Source organism: Corynebacterium sp. UMB0012, from assembly GCF_030216265.1.
GTDB lineage: Bacteria > Actinomycetota > Actinomycetes > Mycobacteriales > Mycobacteriaceae > Corynebacterium.
This window is the reverse complement of record NZ_JASOKQ010000011.1, coordinates 18,821-38,733: the sequence shown is the minus strand read 5'-3', so window position 1 is coordinate 38,733 and position 19,913 is coordinate 18,821. Positions and strand designations below refer to the sequence as shown.

Annotated in this window: 22 protein-coding genes and 1 pseudogene; 12 read left to right on the top strand and 11 right to left on the bottom strand. The window is 60.9% G+C overall.

All coding sequences use genetic code 11. The features are described from left to right. Positions 1 to 16 precede the first annotated feature (16 nt). From QP324_RS06905 to QP324_RS06895, 3 genes are read left to right on the top strand one after another with little or no spacing between them, the layout of a single operon-like run. Positions 17 to 1,285 carry a hypothetical protein gene (locus tag QP324_RS06905; RefSeq protein ID WP_284815234.1) on the top strand — a complete coding sequence of 423 codons (1,269 nt, stop codon included), beginning with the start codon at positions 17 to 19 and terminating at the stop codon, positions 1,283 to 1,285. 33 nt (positions 1,286 to 1,318) lie between these two features. Continuing rightward, the gene (locus tag QP324_RS06900) at positions 1,319 to 1,891 is read left to right on the top strand and encodes a hypothetical protein (RefSeq protein WP_198492602.1); all 573 of its coding nucleotides are present in this window, start codon (positions 1,319 to 1,321) and stop codon (positions 1,889 to 1,891) included. Positions 1,892 to 1,893: 2 nt separating this feature from the next. After that, on the top strand, positions 1,894 to 2,472 hold the full coding sequence (locus tag QP324_RS06895) for a hypothetical protein (RefSeq protein WP_005326721.1): 579 nt from the start codon (positions 1,894 to 1,896) through the stop codon (positions 2,470 to 2,472). 112 nt (positions 2,473 to 2,584) lie between these two features. Here QP324_RS06895 and QP324_RS06890 read toward each other — a convergent pair whose 3' ends face one another. The 5 genes from QP324_RS06890 to QP324_RS06870 all read right to left on the bottom strand — a co-directional run bounded on the left by QP324_RS06890 (position 2,585) and on the right by QP324_RS06870 (position 7,455). Further along, on the bottom strand, positions 2,585 to 4,075 hold the full coding sequence (locus QP324_RS06890; protein WP_284815232.1) for an alpha-amylase family protein: 1,491 nt from the start codon (positions 4,073 to 4,075) through the stop codon (positions 2,585 to 2,587). Next, positions 4,072 to 4,257 (bottom strand): hypothetical protein, encoded by a 186-nt coding sequence (locus tag QP324_RS06885; protein WP_284815230.1) that lies wholly within the window; start codon positions 4,255 to 4,257, stop codon positions 4,072 to 4,074. The genes QP324_RS06890 and QP324_RS06885 overlap by 4 nt, the downstream gene beginning before the upstream one ends. Further along, a complete protein-coding gene (locus QP324_RS06880) occupies positions 4,257 to 5,078 on the bottom strand; it encodes a carbohydrate ABC transporter permease (RefSeq protein ID WP_086587903.1) in 822 nt (273 codons plus the stop codon). Before QP324_RS06880 ends, QP324_RS06885 begins: the two co-directional genes overlap by 1 nt. Further along, positions 5,078 to 5,992: a carbohydrate ABC transporter permease gene (locus QP324_RS06875; RefSeq protein WP_239278927.1), complete on the bottom strand. Its 915-nt coding sequence runs from the start codon at positions 5,990 to 5,992 to the stop codon at positions 5,078 to 5,080. Before QP324_RS06875 ends, QP324_RS06880 begins: the two co-directional genes overlap by 1 nt. Before the next feature lie 212 nt (positions 5,993 to 6,204). Beyond that, a complete protein-coding gene (locus QP324_RS06870) occupies positions 6,205 to 7,455 on the bottom strand; it encodes an ABC transporter substrate-binding protein (protein WP_284815229.1) in 1,251 nt (416 codons plus the stop codon). 401 nt (positions 7,456 to 7,856) lie between these two features. On the opposite strand from QP324_RS06870, the gene QP324_RS06865 reads away from it, so the two are divergent. The 3 genes and pseudogenes from QP324_RS06865 to QP324_RS06855 form a co-directional block, all read left to right on the top strand. After that, a complete protein-coding gene (locus QP324_RS06865) occupies positions 7,857 to 9,509 on the top strand; it encodes an ABC-F family ATP-binding cassette domain-containing protein (protein ID WP_239278901.1) in 1,653 nt (550 codons plus the stop codon). After that, positions 9,506 to 10,750 carry an MFS transporter gene (locus QP324_RS06860; protein WP_239228946.1) on the top strand — a complete coding sequence of 415 codons (1,245 nt, stop codon included), beginning with the start codon at positions 9,506 to 9,508 and terminating at the stop codon, positions 10,748 to 10,750. The genes QP324_RS06865 and QP324_RS06860 overlap by 4 nt, the downstream gene beginning before the upstream one ends. Then, a pseudogene (locus QP324_RS06855) lies at positions 10,750 to 11,198 on the top strand (integrase core domain-containing protein); the annotation flags it as partial. The gene QP324_RS06860 and the pseudogene QP324_RS06855, both read left to right, overlap by 1 nt. A 29-nt stretch (positions 11,199 to 11,227) precedes the next feature. Here QP324_RS06855 and QP324_RS06850 read toward each other — a convergent pair. Further along, positions 11,228 to 12,214 carry an ABC transporter ATP-binding protein gene (locus QP324_RS06850; RefSeq protein WP_284815225.1) on the bottom strand — a complete coding sequence of 329 codons (987 nt, stop codon included), beginning with the start codon at positions 12,212 to 12,214 and terminating at the stop codon, positions 11,228 to 11,230. A 44-nt stretch (positions 12,215 to 12,258) separates the two neighbouring features. Here QP324_RS06850 and QP324_RS06845 point away from each other — a divergent pair, with 44 nt between their 5' ends. Both QP324_RS06845 and QP324_RS06840 read left to right on the top strand, forming a co-directional pair. Then, positions 12,259 to 13,128: a biotin--[acetyl-CoA-carboxylase] ligase gene (locus tag QP324_RS06845; protein ID WP_284815224.1), complete on the top strand. Its 870-nt coding sequence runs from the start codon at positions 12,259 to 12,261 to the stop codon at positions 13,126 to 13,128. Positions 13,129 to 13,152: 24 nt separating this feature from the next. Then, complete coding sequence (locus QP324_RS06840; RefSeq protein ID WP_284815222.1) at positions 13,153 to 13,593, top strand: hypothetical protein; 441 nt, start codon at positions 13,153 to 13,155, stop codon at positions 13,591 to 13,593. Here the strand turns inward: QP324_RS06840 and budA are convergent. Further along, the gene (gene budA, locus QP324_RS06835) at positions 13,571 to 14,302 is read right to left on the bottom strand and encodes an acetolactate decarboxylase (RefSeq protein ID WP_204610019.1); all 732 of its coding nucleotides are present in this window, start codon (positions 14,300 to 14,302) and stop codon (positions 13,571 to 13,573) included. The two genes, QP324_RS06840 and budA, sit on opposite strands and share 23 nt — an antisense overlap. A 79-nt stretch (positions 14,303 to 14,381) precedes the next feature. Here budA and QP324_RS06830 point away from each other — a divergent pair, with 79 nt between their 5' ends. The 3 genes from QP324_RS06830 (at position 14,382) to QP324_RS06820 (ending at position 17,143) form a co-directional block, all read left to right on the top strand. After that, positions 14,382 to 15,497 (top strand): 5-(carboxyamino)imidazole ribonucleotide synthase, encoded by a 1,116-nt coding sequence (locus QP324_RS06830; RefSeq protein ID WP_284815289.1) that lies wholly within the window; start codon positions 14,382 to 14,384, stop codon positions 15,495 to 15,497. A 24-nt stretch (positions 15,498 to 15,521) separates the two neighbouring features. Continuing rightward, positions 15,522 to 16,022: a 5-(carboxyamino)imidazole ribonucleotide mutase gene (purE, locus tag QP324_RS06825; RefSeq protein ID WP_005322524.1), complete on the top strand. Its 501-nt coding sequence runs from the start codon at positions 15,522 to 15,524 to the stop codon at positions 16,020 to 16,022. Positions 16,023 to 16,279: 257 nt separating this feature from the next. Further along, positions 16,280 to 17,143: a type IV toxin-antitoxin system AbiEi family antitoxin domain-containing protein gene (locus QP324_RS06820; RefSeq protein WP_284815220.1), complete on the top strand. Its 864-nt coding sequence runs from the start codon at positions 16,280 to 16,282 to the stop codon at positions 17,141 to 17,143. Here QP324_RS06820 and QP324_RS06815 read toward each other — a convergent pair. Further along, the gene (locus QP324_RS06815; RefSeq protein ID WP_284766786.1) at positions 17,140 to 17,391 is read right to left on the bottom strand and encodes a type II toxin-antitoxin system Phd/YefM family antitoxin; all 252 of its coding nucleotides are present in this window, start codon (positions 17,389 to 17,391) and stop codon (positions 17,140 to 17,142) included. The genes QP324_RS06820 and QP324_RS06815 overlap by 4 nt on opposite strands. 69 nt (positions 17,392 to 17,460) lie before the next feature. On the opposite strand from QP324_RS06815, the gene QP324_RS06810 reads away from it, so the two are divergent. Then, entirely contained in the window at positions 17,461 to 17,727 is a 267-nt protein-coding gene (locus QP324_RS06810) for a type II toxin-antitoxin system RelE/ParE family toxin (RefSeq protein WP_284766785.1), read from the top strand. Here QP324_RS06810 and rbsD read toward each other — a convergent pair. From rbsD to QP324_RS06795, 3 genes are read right to left on the bottom strand one after another with little or no spacing between them, the layout of a single operon-like run. After that, the gene (gene rbsD / locus QP324_RS06805) at positions 17,724 to 18,098 is read right to left on the bottom strand and encodes a D-ribose pyranase (RefSeq protein WP_284766784.1); all 375 of its coding nucleotides are present in this window, start codon (positions 18,096 to 18,098) and stop codon (positions 17,724 to 17,726) included. The genes QP324_RS06810 and rbsD overlap by 4 nt on opposite strands. Beyond that, positions 18,091 to 18,999: a ribokinase gene (locus tag QP324_RS06800; RefSeq protein WP_284815218.1), complete on the bottom strand. Its 909-nt coding sequence runs from the start codon at positions 18,997 to 18,999 to the stop codon at positions 18,091 to 18,093. The genes rbsD and QP324_RS06800 overlap by 8 nt, the downstream gene beginning before the upstream one ends. After that, entirely contained in the window at positions 18,996 to 19,910 is a 915-nt protein-coding gene (locus QP324_RS06795) for a substrate-binding domain-containing protein (RefSeq protein WP_284815217.1), read from the bottom strand. Before QP324_RS06795 ends, QP324_RS06800 begins: the two co-directional genes overlap by 4 nt. Positions 19,911 to 19,913 lie beyond the last annotated feature (3 nt).

The following is a 19,913-nucleotide window of genomic DNA, read 5'->3' as shown; positions in this document are numbered from 1 at the left end:
TAAGGACGGTCTTCTGGTGATTAAAAAGGGACTGCGTTTGCTCGCACCGCTCGCCGTAGCGGCTCTTTTCACGCCAGTGGCACACGCGGGAGATGTTCCCCCGATGCCGCAGGCATATCCCATTTCCAACCTCTACAAGAGCTGCAGTGCCGCCGGCGACAATGCAGAGCGTGAATGGCGCTTTGCGGAAACCGGCCGCCGCTACATGAGCGACGGCACCCTGCAGTTTAAAAACACCACCAACCAAGAAGTGCCCTACACCGCCGAGGTAGAAACTGGTACCAATCACGAGATTGAAGCCAATTCCAAGGCCAAGCTGCCTTCCGGTTGGGACACCACCGCTAAGTCCGATATCGGTCTGAAGATGACCAACGGCTGGCGCGATAAAGAAACCTTCGGCCCTGTGAAGCTGAAGCCAGGTGAGTCCTTCCGCGTCGAATACGGCGTCATTGAAAAGGACTTCATCTCCATGTTCGTAGGCTGCAACGATGACCGCCTGGAAAACATCCCAGGCTCCAACGTCATCCGCGGTAAGGGCCCGGCCGAGCGCTACGCCTTTGCCTACATCATCAAGGCGGACGGCTCCGTATCCGATTTGGCCATGGAAATTCCATCCCGTTCCCCGGGTGCAAACTCCAAGCCGATCGAGGGCAATTACACCTCTGTATCCGGCCCGAGCCTAGAAAAGATCGCCGATCCGAAGAAGGACGAGATCATGCAGCCTTCTGCAGATCTGCAGCGCGATCCCTCCTGGCCTAAGGAAGGCGATAAGTGTGAAGCCGGCGATACCTCCTGGTACCCGCTGGACATCACCGCGGTAAAGCCGACCTACCGCAAGGCTGGTTACTCCACGGACTTCCTCAACTGGTCCAAGGGTGACTACGAGTTTGCACCGGTAACTGACTTCGTCGTTGGTGCCGAGCACGCCCCGTACACCAATTGGCAGGGCAACCGCGGCGATATTCCGAAGGGCTGGCTGGAGTCCGTCGGTGCCGTAAAGCGTGCCTACATGCCGGTCGGCACCGAGCTCAAGCACGTCGACCTCAAGCCAGGCGAGCGCGTGCGTGTGGAGTATGGCACCACCATGACCCGCATTAACTACCGCGAGATTCACTGCGGCAAGAGCGGAAACTACGACCTCACCTCTAACTACAAGCAGACCTCCGCCCCGAGCGGCTTCTGGGCAGAGGCCAAGATCACCGATAAGGCCGGCAATACCCGCACCGAGGACGTCACTCCAGACGAATTCCGCGACCTGCCGGTTCCTACCCAGACCATCTACTAAACACCACCCGCATCTACGCAAGGAGAAAATTCCATGTTCAAGTCCAAGATTGCTTCTACCACCGCGGCTCTTGCCGTTGCTTCCGGCCTCATCTTCGCTCCGGCCGCTAACGCCCTGCCGCAGCGTGACCTCGGCCCGGCTAACCCGACCACCATCGGTGAGCGTTGCTCCAACCCGGGCGACACCGGCCAGACCGTTGACATCAAGCGCACCTACTTTGATGGCTCCGCCGGTTCCTGGACCGTGTCCAACTACAACGATGAGCCGTTGCCAGTAACCCGTTCCATCACCGAGACCAAGACCAAGACCTGGAATGTGTCCGCTGGCATTGACTTCAAGCTGATGGACCTCATCAACTTCACCTTCTCCTCCAGCTACACCGATAGCCAGTCCTATGAGGTAGGCGAGCAGGTTGGCCCGTACAACATTGCTCCGGGCAAGACCGCCGTCCTGCGCGCAGGCTGGGTTGTCTCTGACTTCGAGGGCCAGAAGACCGTGTGCGGCTCCGACCACAAGTGGCAGGCCAACGGCGGCACCTTCACCGCCACCCTGCCGAAGGAGCGCCACATCGAGGTCTCCACTCGCGATAACAACGATTGGGGCTAAACGTGAGCAAGACGTCCATCGCTAGCGCCCTCGCGGCGCTGAGCCTGGTGGCCGCTCCTGTTGCCCACGCCGCTGATTTCGGTGGGGACTTTGAGCTGCCCCAGCGCTGGAATGACGACTATAAGCCGGGCACGCATTGCTCGACGCCAGGTGAAAACGGCACCTACGTCACCGCAAAGCGCCGCTGGTTCAAGCAGACCGACGCCACCAGCGTGGCTAACCGCAACGCCGAGGAAGTACCGGTCAAGCACACCGTCACCCAAGCTCGCACCCAGACCATCGAGGTCTCCGGATCTGTTGAGGGCACCGGCGAGCTGGCCAAGGTGCTGACCAAGACCTATGGCTTCAACTACGTCAGCGAGCAGCACTGGAAGCTAAACCAGGTGGTTGGCCCGTACACCCTGCCTGCGAACTCGCAGGGCAAGCTGGTGTGGGGCTTTACCATGCTCGACACTGACGGTCAGGACGTGCGCTGCAACTCTGACCAGCAGTGGGAAGCCCAAGGCAAGCCGTATTCGGCCTCCGTGCCAGAAGCGCGCTACTCCGAGCTGCGCCTCGAAGACGCGCCTGAGTGGAACTAGGCCACCACAACTATTAAGCGCCCTCTCGGCCCATAAGGACCGACAGGGCGCTTTTCTCTGTGGGTTGCGCAGTGCGCCAGTAGGAGAGGAGGCTGCAGCCGCGCGCTAAGGCTTAGGCCGGCAGCCAGGCGTAGCCGTACGGCCCGAGCTCTACTGGGCCCAAGTCGATGGAGCGATCGCTGAAGTTGTGCAAGCACAGCAGATCGCCGCGCTGGTAGCCAAGGACGGCTTCCTCGCCCGTCTCTACTGGTTCGCACGGAGCGGTGCCGAGGTCCGGATGGGCATGGCGCTCGGCAATCATGGAGCGGACGGTGTTGAGCAACGAGGTGGCATCCTCAAGCTGCGCGGCCACGGAGGTACCTCCCACAATCGGAAGGCGGGAAGGTGCTTTGGTGCTAAAACCAGAATGCTCGGAATCGTCCCACTGCATCGGGGTGCGCACCGCATAGCGATCCGGCAGCGAGGTGTCATCGAGCATGCCAATCTCATCGCCGTAGTAGATAAACGGTGCGCCCGGCAGGGTCATCAGCAGCGAGAACATGAGCTCCACCTTGCGGCGATCGCCGTTCATCAGCGGCATCAGCCGGCGGGCAATGCCCACATGGGCGCGCATTTCATCATCGGGGAGGAAAGCTTCATACATCAGCTCGCGCACGTCATCGTCCACCATCTCCAGAGTGAGCTCATCGTGGTTGCGCAGGAAGGTACCCCATTGGCAGCCATCTGGCAGGGCAGGCAGCTCATCAAGGATGGAGTAGACCGGGGTGGCGTCGGCAAGCGCCAATGCTTGGTACAACCGCGGCATAACCGGGAAGTTGAAGACCATGTGGAAGCGCTCGCCCTTGCCATAGAACTGCATGGTCTCGGCCGGAGGCTGGTTGGCCTCCGCGATGAGCACCGCATCCGGGTAGTGGGTATCCATGAAGGAGCGAATCTTCTCCACAAACTCGATGGTCTCCGGCAGGGACTCGCCACCCAAACCATCGCGCTCAAAGAGATAAGCAATGGCATCAAGGCGCAGGCCGTCCAATCCTTTGTCCATCCAGAAGGACAAGATCTTGAACACTTCCTCCTGCACGGCCGGGTTATCGTAGTTCAAATCCGGCTGGTGGGAGTAGAAGCGGTGGAAGTAGTACTGGCCGCGCTGGTCATCCCACGTCCAATTGGATGTTTCCACGTCGGTGAAAATGACACGAATTTCGGGATAGCGCTCCGGGTCATCGCCCCAAACATAGAAATCGCCATAGGGGCCGGTGGGATCCGTGCGGGAGGCCTGGAACCACGGATGGTCGGAGCTGGTGTGATTGAGCGCCAAATCCGTCATAATGCGCATGCCGCGGCGGTGCAGCTGCGCAATGAGCTCTTCAAAGTCCTCCATCGTGCCGTAATCCGGATGGATGGAATAGTAGTCCGCGATATCGTAGCCATCATCGCGCAAGGGGCTGGCATAAAACGGCGAGAGCCACAGGCAGTCCACGCCGAGCCACTGCAGGTAATCCAGCTTATCGATGACCCCGCGCAGCGTACCTACCTCCTTATCGCCGTCGGCTTTGAAGGAACCGACGAGGGCTTGGTAGAAGACAGCATTGTGGTACCAGCTCATGAAAGGTCCTTTCTTTTCGCCCGCCAGGTCAGATAGGTAAGGAGGCACAAGACGCCGGCCAGGAGGCCGGGCCAGACGGCGGGGGAGTCGTGGAAGAGATTGAGTACAGCTTGGATAACCGCGAGGAGGCTAAAGAAACCGAGGAAACCTAAGGCGGTATCCCACAGCATGGCCCGGCGCATTAGGCCTTGACACCACCTGCGGTCAGGCCGGCGACGATGCGGTGCTGGAAAATGAGCACCATGATGACCAATGGGATGGTCACCAACGCGCCGGCGGCCATGGTGGCGGCATAGGGGTACTCGAAAGCGGACGGGCCGGAAAAGCGCGCGATGGCCACGGTCACCGGCTCGGTATCGGTGGTGGACAGCTGCTTGGCCAGCATGAACTCATTCCACGTGGTGATAAAAGCGATGATCGCGGTGGTAAATAGCGCTGGTGCCGCCAGAGGTAGGAGTACGAGGCGGAAAGCCTGGGAGCGCGAGGCGCCATCCACCCGGGCTGCTTCTTCTAGTTCCCAGGGCAGCTGGCGGAAGAAGCTCAGCAGCGTATAGACAGTCAGCGGAAGCGCGAAGGAAATATTGGGGATGATCATCGCGCGGTAAGTACCAATCCATTCCAGGTTGCCAAAGAGCTGGAAGAGCGGGGTGACCAAGGCAATGGCCGGGAACATGGAGGCGGCCAGGATAATACCGGTGACGATTCCTTTCCCTGGGAAGTCATAGCGGGAGAGCGCATAGGCGGTAAAGACGCCGATGAGCACGGCCACAGCGGTGGTAACCAGGGAGATAAGCAGCGAGTTACCAAGCGCGGCTAGGAAGTCATTTCCCTTATCGGTAGCCAAGGCATCGCGGAAATTATCCAGCGTGACGTGGGTGGGCCACGGGGTGGTATCGAAGGTGAAACGCTGATCCCGCAGCGCCGTCACCAGCATCCAGTAAAAGGGCGCCAAGCCCCAAAACATGATGAAGACGATGCCGGCATAGTGTCCGAATTTACGCATTATTTAGCTGCCTTCCTGCCGGAGACATCCGCACCAAGGAAGCGGATGAGGATAAAGGCGACGACGAAGATGAGAAGGAAAATAAGGGTGGAGAGCGCGGAGGCGGAGTTGAAGTTACCCTGGCGCATATCCTCTACCACCAGCTGCGAGATGGTCGCGGTGGGGGAGTTGGAGGAACTAGAAATCATGATGACCGGTAGGTCATACATGCGCAGCGCATCCAGGGTACGGAAGAGTACGGCCACCATGAGCGCCGGGCGCACCAGCGGGAGCGTGATGCGGAAGAAGGTCTGAATACGGTTGGCGCCGTCCACGCGGGCGGCATCGTAAACGTCCTTGGGAATCATCTGCAGGCCGGCCAGGATGAGCAGCGCCATAAACGGGGCGGTCTTCCACACGTCCGCGATAATGACAGCCAGGCGAGCGTAAAACGGGTCCGTGGTCCAAGCAATGTTCGCACCGAGTAGCGAGTTAACGATGCCCTCTGGGGCGAACATGAACTGCCACAGCTTGGCCGTGACGGCCGTAGGAATGGCCCAGGGGATAAGCACCGCAGCGCGCACCAGCCCGCGGCCGCGGTACTCACCATTCATAATGAGCGCCATCAGCATGCCCAGGATGGTCTCCAGCAGCACGGTAACGATGGTGAAAAAGAGCGTAATCTTTACCGCCGGCCAAAAATCCGTGGCGATAACGCCCGGCGGGCAGGTAGAAATCTGACCAGTGCCGGAAACGCACCGGTTATTAATCCAGTACAGGTAATTTTCCAGCCCGGCGAAGCCGCCCTCCTCAAAAAGCCCCGTTTGCGGGTTGAGCTGCCTATTGCCTTGGAAGGACAGGACAATGGCGCGGATGATGGGGTAGCCGATGATGACGGCGAGCACGATGAGCGCCGGAGCAATCAGCCCGGCCACGCGTCCATAATTCTTGCGCTGGGGCTTCGGCGCGCTTGCCGACGCCCCCTTCGGCGCCCCCTTGGACGCAGTCGGCGAAGCTATAGCCACGCTGGACCGCCTTTCTGTTCAAGAAATGCTAAGTATTGGCTAGATTCTATCCCCATTAGGGGAGTGAAAACCACAAAGGGTGAGGCGGCGGTGTGCCCGCCTACCTCACCCGGATTGGGCGTTTAGCCCTGGGAGGCCGATTCGATGGCCGCCTTCATATCGGCGGTGGCATCATCGACAGACTTGCCATCCGTCAATGCGGCGTAGGCATTGTCTTGGATGGCCTTAGAAATCGCCGAGTAGAACGGGGAAACCGGGCGCGGTGCCGCGTTCTCCAAAGATTCCTTCAGCGCCGGCAGGTACGGGAATTCCTGCTGCAGCTGCGGGTCATCGTAGATGGAAGCCAAGACCGGCGGGAAGGACTGCTCCGCAAAGGACTTCTGGTTGTCCTCGTTGATGATGAACTTCATGAAGTCGAGCGCGGTGCCCTTATTCTTGGAGTTGATATTGATGCCGTTGTTATAGCCACCCAGCGTGGACACGCCTACGCCGTCCTTGCCCAGCGGGGCCTGAACCTCGACGTCGACGCCGGCATCAACCGCATTGGAGTACATATAGGGCCAGTTCACGGCGAAGGCGGTCTTGCCTTCAGTAAAGGCCATATTGGTTTCTTCCTCGGTAGCGGCGGTGGAGTCCTTGGAAATGGTCTCCTCCTTGTAGGCATCCACCATGGCCTGCAGGCCGTCCTTGGCCTCCTTGGAATCAACGGTGACGTTGCCGTCCTTATCCAGGACAGAACCACCCCAACCTTCCATAAAGCCGGCGGTGTTGAGTGCCAAACCCTCGTACTGCTTGAACTGGGTGGTCAGGCAGTCCTTGCCCTTGTCCAGTGCCTTACAGGCGGACTTAAGATCCGCGAACTTCTCCGGCGCCTTATCCGCGAGCTCGGTATTGCGGAAAAGAAGCTGTCCGTTGGTGTTTTGCGGCAGGGCGTAGAGCACGTCGTTATAGGTGGCAGACTCCACGGTGGCCGGCAAAAGCTCATCCGTATTGGTTTCAAAGTCACCATTGAGCGGCTGGAGCCACTGGTTGGCGGCGAACTCTGCGGTCCACACCACGTCGAGGGCCATGACATCGTAGTCATCGCTGCCTGCCTGCAGGGACTGCACCAGGGTTTCGCGCTGGGCGTCGGCCTCGCCGGCCAGCTCCTTGAGCGTGACCTTTTCGTCTGGGTGCTCCTCGTTCCATTTCTCGATGATGGGCGTCACCTTGTCCGTGTCATTTTTGCCCATGGCAAAGGTGATGGGGCCGTGCGCATCCGCGCCGCCCTCGGAGGAACCGCCCGCAGCGGAATCGGAGGAGGAAGAAGAGCAGCCGGCCAGTGCCAAAACTGCGGTTGTCGCAACGGTGGTGCGAAGCAGGAATTTCTTCATGGAATTCACCTTTCGGAAAACTTTCGGTTCTTTAAACCTAAAATACGGAAACCAAAAGGTGGATAATTTTGGCCTATTTAACTCTAAATGGGGGTAGTAAAGGGGGATGTGGCTGGCTTGGCCGTGTACCTGTTCTACGACGGCCTAGCTGCCTTCGCGGCTAAGTCTCCTCCGTGGGGAATCGTGGGTGCTAGTTGTATTGACCTTAGATGTTAATTGGTTTGCCGAGATCCGCCCCGCTGGGTAGACTCTGCCGCATGTACTCAGGCATCGCTTCCATGAAGCTGCGTTCCGCCCGCTGACGGCGGCGGGACCCCTTCTGATCTTTCGTCTGCCGTCCTGGCCATCTGCCGGGCGGCCATCTTGTGCTGCCCGGCTCCATGACGAGCTGAGAGTATGCAATGCCAAACACACCAACCTTGCGGTCATGTGTGTGGAGTGGAACGCCCCAAGGGCTCGCCGCACACATCCGCGCTGAATCAATCCACATCACCTTGGGGGACAGGCACCTCCTGAACGGGCTGGACGTCACCGTCTCCGCCGGCTCACGTCTGGCGATCGTCGGGGACAACGGTCGTGGCAAGACCACCTTGCTTCACATTTTGGCCGGGCTCCTGACCCCTGACTCGGGAGTAGTGACCCAGATGGGTTCCCGCGTCTTGGTTAAGCAGGACATGTCTGCCGAGGGTAACCGCACCGTCGGCGACCTCATCGCCGAAGCGACTGCTCCCTCTAGGTCTGCGCTCGAGGCCCTTGACGTCGCGAGCGCTGCACTCGCCGCGGGTGACGACGCGGCCGATGCCTATTCCGCAGCGCTCGAGACCGCCACGCTACTGGACGCCTGGGACGCAGAAAGGCGGGTGGACATCGCACTGGCAGGCCTTGACGCCTGCAGCGACCGCGCTCGCATCCTGTCGACCTTGTCGGTCGGACAACGTTACCGGGTCCGGCTCGCCGTCGCACTTGGATCGACCCCCGACCTGCTCCTGTTGGATGAGCCCACCAACCACCTGGATGCTGAAGGACTGTCTTTTCTAACCGAGCAACTGCGTGACCACCCTGGTGGCCTGGCTCTGGTCAGTCACGACCGCGCGCTGCTGCATGATGTGGCGACGACCTTCCTGGATCTCGACCCGACCCGAGATGGTGTCCCGCGAACCTACTCGGGCGGCTACAAAGGCTGGATTGAAGGCCGCCGACGAGAACGCCTCAAGTGGGAACAGGATCACGCCGCCCAGGTTGCCCGACACGAGGAACTGACACGCGCTGCAGCCGAGGCGCGCTCCCGCCTGTCCCAGGGTGGATGGAGACCTGAAAAGGGCACAGGCAAGCACCAACGCGCCACACGCGCTGCTGGAGTGGTCCAAGCCTTCAACCGACGTATCGAAGACCTGAAAAGTCATGAAATCGGCGTCCCGGCGCCGCCACTGCGTCTTGCGTGGCCCGCCTCGGCAACCCGTGCCGGACAGAGCATCATGAACGCCACCCAGGTTACTGTGAAGGACCGATTGGACGCTCCGGTTTCGGTCGACGTGAACGGCGGTGACCGGTTGGTGGTCACCGGACCGAACGGCACGGGAAAATCCACCCTGTTGGCACTTGTCGCAGGGCGGCTGGCCCCCACCACGGGACATGTGCGAGTTAATCCGAGAGCGCGCATCGCTCTGCTGTCCCAAGAGGTCCCCGACTGGGACCGCTCCAGCCCCGCACACGAGGTCTATGAGGCGTACCTGACGAAGCTAGGCCGTCGAGCTCAGGCGCCGTCCCTCGGCTCGCTCGGGCTGCTGGAAGCCTCCGCAACCGGCACGCCGGTGGGGCGCTTGTCGCAAGGACAGCAACGCCGTCTCCACCTGGCCATGTGTCTGGCCCAGGATCCAGACCTGCTGCTCCTGGACGAGCCCACCAATCATCTGTCCTCGATCCTCGTTGATGACATCACCACCGAGCTGCTGCAGACCTCCTGCGCGGTGATCGTTGCCACGCATGACCGGCAGATGCTCCACGACCTGGCCGACTGGCCCCACCTGAACCTTGACCTGAAGGACATGCCATGAACCCGCTTCACCCCTTGACCATCACCACGTACCGTCAGCTGTTCGCAGCGATGGTGCTGACCATCTTCGCCCAGGGTGCCTGGGCCCTCTACCTTGCCATGCAGACCCTCGACCTGGGCGCCACGCCAGCCACCCTGTCGGGTGTCGTAGTCTGGAGCGGCATTGGCCTGCTTGCAGGATCCCTCCCAGCTGGCGTAATTGCAGACCGGATCCCCAATAAGTCCGTCATCGTGGGCGTGCTCACCCTGAACCTCGCTATCGCGACCGCGACGTCCACGGCAGCAATCCTCGACATTGTTACCTTCTGGATGCTCGCGGTTTCCGCGTTCATTATTGGCACTTCAACCGCCTTCTTCTTCCCCGCCTACACGGCGCTGGTGCCAGTCCTGGTGGACGGTGACGACTTAATGGCCGTCAACGGCCTCGAAGGTGCCGCCCGCCCGTTGGTCGGACAGGCAATTGCGCCCGCCGCCGTCGGAGCGGTCATCGGTGCCAGCATGCCCGCCGCTGGCGGATACCTCATCGCAGCAGCACTCGGACTTGCCCTGCTTGCGGCTCTGCAGCTTCCCGCCCCCACCCGCGCCGAGCCCGAGACCGACGGTGCGGAAGACTCACTGATCACCGACCTGCTCGACGGCTTCCGCTACGTTTCCCGCACACGTTGGGTCCGCTCCAGTGTCCTGTTCGCGGCCGTAATGGGACTGGTAGTGACTGGACCACTCGAAGTCCTCCTACCTGCCCTCATGCGCTCATCGCATGACAACGGACCTGCACTCTACGGCACCGTCCTGGCTGCCCTCGGCGCGGGCGGGGTGGTGGGTTCTCTGCTAGCTGGGTCGTGGCGCACACCGGAACGCTTCCTGCCGGCCATGGTCGGTGCCTGGGTGATCGGATGCCTGCCCCTGTCCATCCCGGCGCTCACCAGCAATTCGTGGGCCATCGGCGCAGGCCTCGCGTTCTACGGGGCGCTGATCGGGATCGGAATGGTCATCTGGGGAGCAGTACTCCAAGAACACGTCCCCTTGGAGATGCTCGGCCGGGTCGCCAGCCTCGACTTCTTTATATCCATCGCCTTCATGCCTCTGTCCATCGCTCTCACCGGACTCCTCAGCCGCCACATCGACATCAGAACTCTGTTTATCGCCGCCGGACTAGTGCCACTGGCCACGGGAGCACTCCTCGCAGCCCTGGGACAACTCAAGATGCCGCAGAAGACGCTTGTCGAGGCAGGAGAGGATTAATGCATGCCAACGCCATCCTCACACCTCGCCACCGCTCGGAGGTCGCCCAACTCCTCGTCGACGACGGATGGCCGATTAGCGAGGTCGCTGCCCGCTTCCAGGTCTCATGGCCGACCGTATCCTCTCGTCTTGCCATTTCAACCGGCTGACTCGCGTCGGCCGCGCTACGAGCATGACCACCCCGGAGCAAGCCCTACGACCCGTGGATAGGCACGGTCTACGTCCACGCCGTCATCGACGACTACTTCTGCCTCGTCTACGCCGAGATTCACGATGGCGAAACCGCAATCACCGCCACCGCGGTCCTGGTGGGGTTGGCGAGTGATTCAACGCCCACCGGTATACTTCCGAAGCCGAACGCCGCGGTGAGCTCGACGCCTGGCTGCATTACTACAACCGGCATCGTCCCCACACTGCGTGTGGAGACCAGCCGCCGTTTTCACGTTTGACTTACCGCTCCGGTTAGTTCAGCTAGTCCTAGGCGATGCGACGGCCCGTTTCTGGATCGAAGCGGTGCGCCTCGCGTGGGTTGAAGGTCAGTACCACCGCTTCACCCCGCTGCGGTGGGGTACCTTCGGCGCGGGCAACTAGACGATTGTCGCCAACGGTGACGTAGACATAGGACTCGGCTCCCAGCTCTTCCACAATGTCCACCACGCCTTGGAAGCCCACCGGGCCTTTGTTGATAAACATCTTTTCTGGGCGCACGCCTACGCGGGAACCGTTGTAGTCAAAGATATTCATGGCTGGTGAGCCGATGAAGCCGGCGACGAATTCGTTCGCGGGGGCGTCGTAAAGCTCGCGCGGCGGGGCAACCTGCTGCAGCTCGCCGTCCTTGAGCACCGCCACGCGGTCACCCATGGTCATAGCCTCCACCTGGTCGTGGGTGACATACACCGTCGTCGTACCCAGGCGCTGCTGCAGGCTGGCCAACTCCGCGCGGGTCTGTACGCGCAGCTTGGCATCCAAGTTAGATAGCGGCTCGTCCATAAGGAAGGCCTTCGGCTCGCGCACAATAGCTCGGCCCATAGCCACGCGCTGGCGCTGACCGCCGGACAGATCCTTGGGCTTGCGCTTGAGATACTCGGTCAGGCCGAGCGTTTCCGCCGCCTCGTGCACCTTGGCTTTGATCTCGGATTTGGGAAGCTTTGCCAGCTTCAGGGCAAAGCCCATGTTTTCCTCCACCGTCAGGTGCGGGTAGAGGGCATAGTTCTGGAAGACCATGGCGATATCGCGATCACCTGGCTCCAGGTCGGTCACGTCCTTGCCATCGATGGTGATGCGGCCGCTGGATGTAGGTTCCAGCCCCGCCAGCGCACGTAGCGTCGTGGACTTGCCGCAGCCCGAAGGGCCAACGAGGACTAGGAATTCGCCGTCCGCGATATCGAGGTCCAAGTCTCTTACCGTGGGCGCGCTCGCGCCGGGGTAGGTGATGTTGACCTTTTCAAAAGTGACCTTTGCCATGCGCAACACACTAGCACCATTGGCGGCCGGTATCCTTGAAGCTTATGACTGCACTTGATTTGGAACGCATTCGCACCGCGCTGGCGGACGATTTCACCACCATCGATTTCGTGGAAAAGACCGGCTCCACCAATACCGATTTGATGCAGGCCACCAACGTTGCGGATGGCACCGTGCTGCTTGCCGACGAACAACTTTCCGGCAAGGGCCGCCTCGGCCGCACTTGGACCGCGCCGGCCGGCTCCCAGGTCATTTTCTCCGTGCTCTTGCTGCCGGAATCCCTCGAGCACCTGGGCACACTGCCGCTGGCCGCGGGCCTCGCGGTGACCGATTCGATCGAGGGCACCGTGCTGAAGTGGCCAAACGACGTGCATATCGACGGCAATAAACTGTGCGGCATCCTCGCCGAAGCCGGCCCCGTGGGCCAGGCCTTCAAGGCCGCGCCGAAGACCGAGCTCACCAAGGTAGAGGTAGGCAAGACTGAGGTTAACAAGGCCGAGGTTAATAAGGCCGAAGTGAATAAAGCAGAGGTTAATAAGGCAGTAGGTGGCGCCGCACCATCTGCGCGCGTCGTCGTGGGCATGGGCATCAATGTCACCCTGACTCGTGAGGACCTACCGATTGAAAAGGCCACCTCGCTCGCACTCGAAGGCCGCGATACGGACCGCACCGAGCTGGCCATTACCGTGCTGAAGAACCTGCGCCGCCGCATCGTGCAGTGGGAGAACCAAGATCCGCAGCTCCTGCGCGACTACCGTGCGGTCTGCTCCTCGCTTGGCCAGGAGGTGCGCTTGGAAACTCCGTCCGGCGATGTCACCGGGCACGTCGATGAAATCGGCGAGGACGGCCGCATCATGGTCGCCGGCGAGTACTACTCCGCAGGTGATGTCACGCACCTGCGTCCACGGAAGTAGACACGCGAGGTAGCATCCATAGCTATGGGACTAATGAAGATGGGCCAAGGTGAGGTCAAGCGCGCGGATGTCTCCGCGCCGTTTCGCGCGCTGATTTTCCCCTTCCTCGAGCTCATCCTCATCACCGGCCTGCTGTGGATCGCCATCGGCTGGTGCGATGTCCAAGCAGTAGACCCGATGCTGCGAAATGGTCTCGTCGCGGTATGGGCGCTGCTGGGAATCTGGCGCTTTGTCATTCCCCTTTATAAGGCTCGCCGCAAGCGCTTCATCGTGACCAACCGGCGTGTCATCGCGCGCGAGGGCCGCAGTATCGATTCGATTCCGCTGCAGGATATCCGCGGCGCCCGCAAGCGCCGGGGCGGGGTATCCCTAGCAATTCACGGCTGGGACCGGGCCATGTATTTTCCCAACGTGGCTAAGCCCAAGCGCGTGGCCGAGATTATTAATGATCGCCCTTGGTTTTAACCTCGGTGGTATGAAGCTGGCTATCCAAATCCTCAGGGGAGAGGTTAGCTCGGCTAAATTCTTGCGTCAGCGGCAGGCGCAGCTCTAGGTCGGAGGCGGGGCAAAGCTCAACCGTTGCCTTATCCACTACGTAGTCCAGCACGTGGCCACCGGAGGTGCGGGCGGCGTCGATAAAGTGCACGTGGCAGCCCGGTACCGAGATTCCCTTTTCATAGACGGGGGTGCGGAAGCCGCCGATGACGCCCTCGACGTCCTTAAAGTGCAGCTCCTTATCGCCGCCCACGGCCTCAGACATTGGCGGGTAGGGCTTTTCTTGTTTGACCACCGTGCGGGTGGTCACCTCTTTGAACGTGCCCACGATGCGCACCGCGTACATATAGTTAGCGGAAGGCTCGAGCTTGTCGATGAACGCGGAGAGCTGATCGCGGCGCAGGCCCGCGGGGGCGTCGGCAGTAATGCGCGGGACAAAGTTCGTGGCTACCGCGTAAGGGGTGCGCTGGTCTAGGTCTGCAATCTGCGCGGAGCCATCGCCGCGCAGCTGGTAGCAGGTGCCATCCAAAATGATCATCTCTCCGTCGAGGCCATCAAAGGTGCCGAGGCCAAAATTGCCCTTACCAAGCAGTTCCGAAATGGTCATTTCGCCGTCATAAATGCCGTCCAGCAAAGCGGTCATGAGGGAATTTTGGAAGATGGTATGACGAGTGAACATAGTATCCAGGCTAGTATTGGGGGACGTGAGTGACTTAAAGCCTATTGTAACTGTTTGTGGCGACGGCCAGCTGGCTCGCATGATGCAGCCGGCCGCCGCGGAACTCGATGTTCACCTGCGGATTCTGGCCAGCAAGCCGGACTCCTCCGCCGCGCAGGTTACCCCGGACGTGGTGCTGGGGGATTACACCTCCTTGGAGGAGCTGCGCGGTGTGGCAGAGGGCGCGGATGCCATTACCTTCGAGCATGAGCATGTGCCCAACGAGCACTCCGCCGCGCTTATCGACGCCGGATTTAACGTCCAGCCCCAGCCCACCGCCCTCATTTATGCGCAAGATAAGCTCAAGATGCGCGAAAAGCTCGCCGCGCTGGGCGCTCCCGTGCCGCGCTTTGCCGCCATCGACTCGGTGGCCGATGCCCGCGCCTTTTTCGACGCCGTCGATGGCCGCGTGTGCCTCAAGGCCCGCCGCGGCGGTTACGACGGCAAGGGCGTGTGGTTCCCCACCGCCGATAATTGCTTTGAGCTGGTCTCCGAGCTGCTCGAGGCCGGAACCCCGCTGATGGCCGAGGAAAAGGTGGAACTTACCCGCGAGCTTTCCATCTTGGTCGCCCGCCGTCCTTCCGGCGAGGCCAAGGTGTGGCCGATTACCCAATCCCGTCAGGAAAACGGCATCTGCGCCGAGGCCATTGCCCCCGCCCCTGGCCTTACACCGGAACTTTCCCAGCGTGCGTCCGAGCTGGGCCTGTCCATCGCAGAGTCCCTCGGCGTGACCGGCGTGCTGGCCGTCGAGCTCTTTGCCTTCGACGGCCCCGAAGGCGAGGATATCTCCGTCAACGAACTGGCCATGCGCCCGCATAACACCGGCCACTGGACCCAGGATGGCTGCGTGACCTCTCAATTTGAGCAGCACCTGCGAGCCGTGCTCGACCTCCCCTTGGGCGCAGTCGACGCGCTTGCACCTGTAACCGTGATGGCCAATGTTTTGGGCGCTGACGAAGATCCCGCCATGCCCATGCCGGAGCGCGTCCGTGAAGTACTGCAGCGCTACCCGCAGGCCAAGATTCACCTTTACGGCAAGGACCACCGCCCTGGCCGCAAGATTGGCCACGTCAACGTCACCGGTGACTCCACCGAGGAAACCCTTTCCATTGCCCGCCAGGCCGCGCACTTCCTCGTGCACGCCGAATGGGCTTAAATTCCTGCCTGTAGAAAGGACACTATGCAACCGCACGTAGGCATCATCATGGGTTCCGATTCCGATTGGCCCACCGTTGAACCCGCCGCCCAGGTCCTCGCGGACTTCGGCATCCCCTTCGAGGTCGGCGTGGTCAGTGCCCACCGCACCCCGGAAAAGATGCTGGCCTATGCAAAGGAAGCCCACACCCGCGGGTTGAAGGCGATTATCGCCTGCGCTGGCGGTGCCGCGCACCTTCCCGGCATGGTCGCTGCGGCCACGCCGCTGCCGGTCATCGGCATCCCGCGCGCACTGAAGGATCTCGATGGCCTCGACTCCCTCCTGTCCATCGTGCAGATGCCCAGTGGCGTGCCGGTAGCCACCGTCTCCATCGGCGGTGCGAAGAACGCCGGCCTGCTCGCCGCCCGCATCCTCGGCGCTGGTGACCCCGCCATCCAAGACAAAATGGTGGATTACCAGAAGCAGATGGCCGAGGAAGTAGAGCAGAAGGATAAGAACCTGCGCGACAAGCTGCTAGGGGAGTAGCTCTCCGGTCTAAGGCCAAACAAAACAAGCACGTTTTAGCCAAAACAACGTAGTTTTTCGGCAAAACGTGCTTGTTTTGTCTCCTAGTCTCTAGCGAAGTTCTCGTCGCCCCTTGCCAACATGCCAAACAAGCACGATTGGGCAAAATTCGCGGAGGAAAAGGGTAAAACGTGCTTGCTTTGCATCGTTGTAGCCTGCGGGGTGAGGAAGCGTGCTTTAAGCTTTCGGGCAGGGGAATAATGCTCAAAGGGGGAAGCATGGAAGAAGTACTGGTTTCAGGCTTAAGCAGGGGCGAGCTTAAAACTCATGTAGCGAATGGAAAGATAATCCGAATCGGCCGCGGGATCTATACGTGGCGGGAACCGACTCCCATGGAAGTAGCTCGCATCCTGCACAAGCGGTGGCCTGGAATCATGCTTGGAGGCAGCTCTGCGGTGCAGCTGTACTCCAAGAAGGAGATGACCTTTCCTCTGAAATTTGCCTACAAGCATGTCGTGAGTGGTTCGCAGTGGTTTGAAGTCGAGCGAACGCGGCAGAAAACGAGATTTACGTTTGAAGGTATCCCTGTGCAAAATCCCCTGCTAGCGGCTGCTGCGGTGGATGACGATCAAGCAGTAACGATGCTTGAAACGCGATATCAAAACAGGCGCGGTAAGCAAGCCTTAGAAAAAGACCTCGGATGTATCGCACGGGTACCAGCTCGGGTTCGGGAATTAGTGAACAAATCTGCGGTAGGAGCCGATAGCGAAGCAGAAAGGAAAGTAGTCCGCGCGCTTCAGCGGCGTGGGAAGAAGGTTCAGGTAAACCACCAGATAGGTCCCTATTTATGGGACATCGTTGTAGGGAAGGTCGCCGTTGAAATCGATGGCTATGACTTCCATAAGGCGGAGGATTTGGGGACTTTCGTTAAAGACCGCTGGAAGGGAAATGATGCGGCGCTAAGAGGGTATACCGTTCTTCGCTATTCAGGCAGCTGCGTTAAGCATCACTTGGTGGATGTGGTTCAACAGATTTCTGAGGCTCATGAGGGGCGAACGAATTTCGGCTCTCTTGCTCACGAATCCGTGTGGCGTTGGCATTGGCTTTTAGCCGGGTATGCAGCCGAGCCGATTTACGGCTAGCGCCTTTCAATTTCTTCCGTGACCTGCTCAAAAGAGAAGCGTTCGCCGGTATCGGCGGCGCGGGCTTGGCGGAGGGCTTCAGCATCTGCGGCGGCTTCGAGGCGGTCAAGGAATGCTAGTTCTTGAGGCGAAATGATAACTGCGGCTTCCTTACCGTTGCGGGTGACAACGGTGCGGGTGCCTGCGTAGTGGGCTTGGTCAATGACCTGGCCTAAGCGGGTGCGGAGTTCGGAAAGTGGCAAAGACAATGAAAGCTCCCAAAACATCAAAGTACTACTAGTACCAAGTTAGCAAAGAGTACAACTTTTTAAGAGGTCATGGACTACAACATCGCGTTTACGCGGCAGGCCAAGCGAGAGTTACAAAAAATCCATCAGGGAAACCGAAAGCAATATCAACGGACTAAGCGCGCGATCGGTGGACTGGCCCAAGACCCATATCCACCAGGATCTATCGCTTTGTCCGGCAGGAGTGGCCGAAGAATAAGGGTGGGAAATTACCGCGTGCTGTACTCCGTTGAGGAGCAAGAAGTGCTGGTGGAAGTGTTTACCGTAGGGGCACGCGGAAGCGTTTATAAGCGCTAGAAAGGCACGCCGGAGCGCAGGATGACATTGGCAAACGGCGTGGTGGAACCGGTGCGCACGACGAAGGAGGCGCGGGCGACCTCGCGCTTGAGGTCATCGTGGGAGACCTCGGTAAGCGGTACTGCGGGAAGCAGGGAGCGCACCTCGGGCGGGGTGGCATCGGCGATGGTGGCGGCTTCGACCACGACCTCCTCAAGGAGGGCGGACAGCGTATCGGCGAAGGTGGGGATGCCGAAGGTCAGCGTGAGGTCGATGACGGGCACATCGTGGGGGATGGGCAGGCCGCAATCGGCGATAACGAAGGTATCGGTGTGCCCGAGGCGGGCGACGGCGCTGGTGAGCGCGGGATTGAGCAGGCCGGATTTACGCATCGGTGACCTCCGGCAATGCGGATTCGGTGGTGGGGTAAGAAGGTTGTGCGCCGTTACCGGTGGCGGCGAAGGCGCCGACGCGGGCGGCGAAAGTGGCGGCATCGACAAGCGAGGCACCGGTGAGCAGCTGGGCGCAGAAGGCGCCTGCGAAGGCATCGCCGGCGCCGGTGGTATCCACGGCGGTCACGCGCGGGGTGGGGATATCCGTGCCGCCCTCCGGGGTGGCCACGTAGGCGCCGTGGGCGCCAAGGGTGAGAACGACAGAGCGGAAACCGGCCTCTACCAGGCGGTGGGCGAGCTCGCGCGGGGCGCCCTCCGCAGACAGGCCGAGCTGGTCCAGGATGAGCCCCGCTTCATGTTCATTGGCCAGCAGGGGATCGGCTTGCAGGAGCGAGTCGCGGTCGACCTCGACGACGGGCGCGAGGTTGACCACCACTCGGCCTTGGGCCGCCTCGACCGCGGCCTGGAAACCGGAAGCAGGGATTTCGCCCTGGAGGAGGACTACATCGGCATCGGCGATGGTGGAGGCGCGGGAGGAGACAAAGGGGGCGTCGACAAGCGCGTTGGCACCGGGGGAGATGACGATGGTGTTCTCGCCATCGGCCGAGACGGTAATGACAGCCAGGCCGGTGTTGGTATCGGCCTGCTCCACTGCGCTCAGATCGATGCCGGAGGTGCGCATGTAGTGCATGGCGGGCTCGGCATAAGGATCGGAGCCGACCGCGCCCACGAAGGCCACGGTGGCGCCCAGTTGCGCGGCCGCGACAGCCTGGTTAGCGCCCTTGCCCCCGGCCAAAATGTCGCCGCCAGAGCCCAGCAGGGTCTCTCCCGGCTGTGGGTGGCGCTCGGCGTGCACGATGAGATCGGCATTGATGGAACCGACGACGGTTAGCTTGCTCATTGGAAATCCTCCACATTGTCGCGGGTGACGGTGATGACCTCGACGGGGACGTTCTTCTCCGCCGCGCCACCGTGCAGGAGCGCTGCGGCTTGTTCGATGGCGCGGGCACCGAGCTCTGCGGGCTGCTGGGCGATGGTAGCTTCTAGCTTGCCATCTTTGACCGCCTTGAGGCCATCGAAGGTGCCATCAAAAGCCACCACCTTGACCTCAGATCCAGCGCGCGAGCCCAACGCCTCGACTGCGCCGAGCGCCATTTCATCGTTCTCTGCAAAGATGGCCTTGATATCCGGGTTGGCCTGCAGCAGGTTGGTGGCGACGTTGAGGCCTTCCGTGCGGTCGAAATTCGCCGATTGCTTGCCGACGACCCGAATGTCCCCGTACTTCGCAATCTGCTCTTCAAAGCCCTTGCCGCGCTCCCGCGAGGCCGAAGTGCCAGCGGTGCCTTGGAGGATGAGGATATCGCCCTCCTCCCCGATGGACTCGGCGAGCTTATCCGCAGCCTGCGCGCCACCGGCGACGTTATCGGAGGCCACCATGGAATCCAGCTCTACGCCGTTGACATCGCGATCCACGCCGATGACGGGCACGCCGTCATTTTTGATGCCGCGCACGGCTGGGGCAACGGCATCGGAATCGGTGGGGTTGACCACGACGACCTTGGCGCCCATGGAGGTGGCATTGCCCAGCTGATTGACCTGTTGGGCGGGGTCATCGGAGGCGTCTTGGATATCTAGCGGAACGCCGAGTTCCTTTGCCTTATCTTGTGCGCCGTGGCGCAGCTCGACGAAGAAGGGGTTGGTCTGCGTGGAGAGCGCTAGGGTGATGCGGTTGCGGTCTTCTTCCGAGCGATTGCAGGAGGCAAGGCCTAGCGCGAGGGCGGGTACGAGGAGGGTGGCGATGAGCTTTTTCATGGC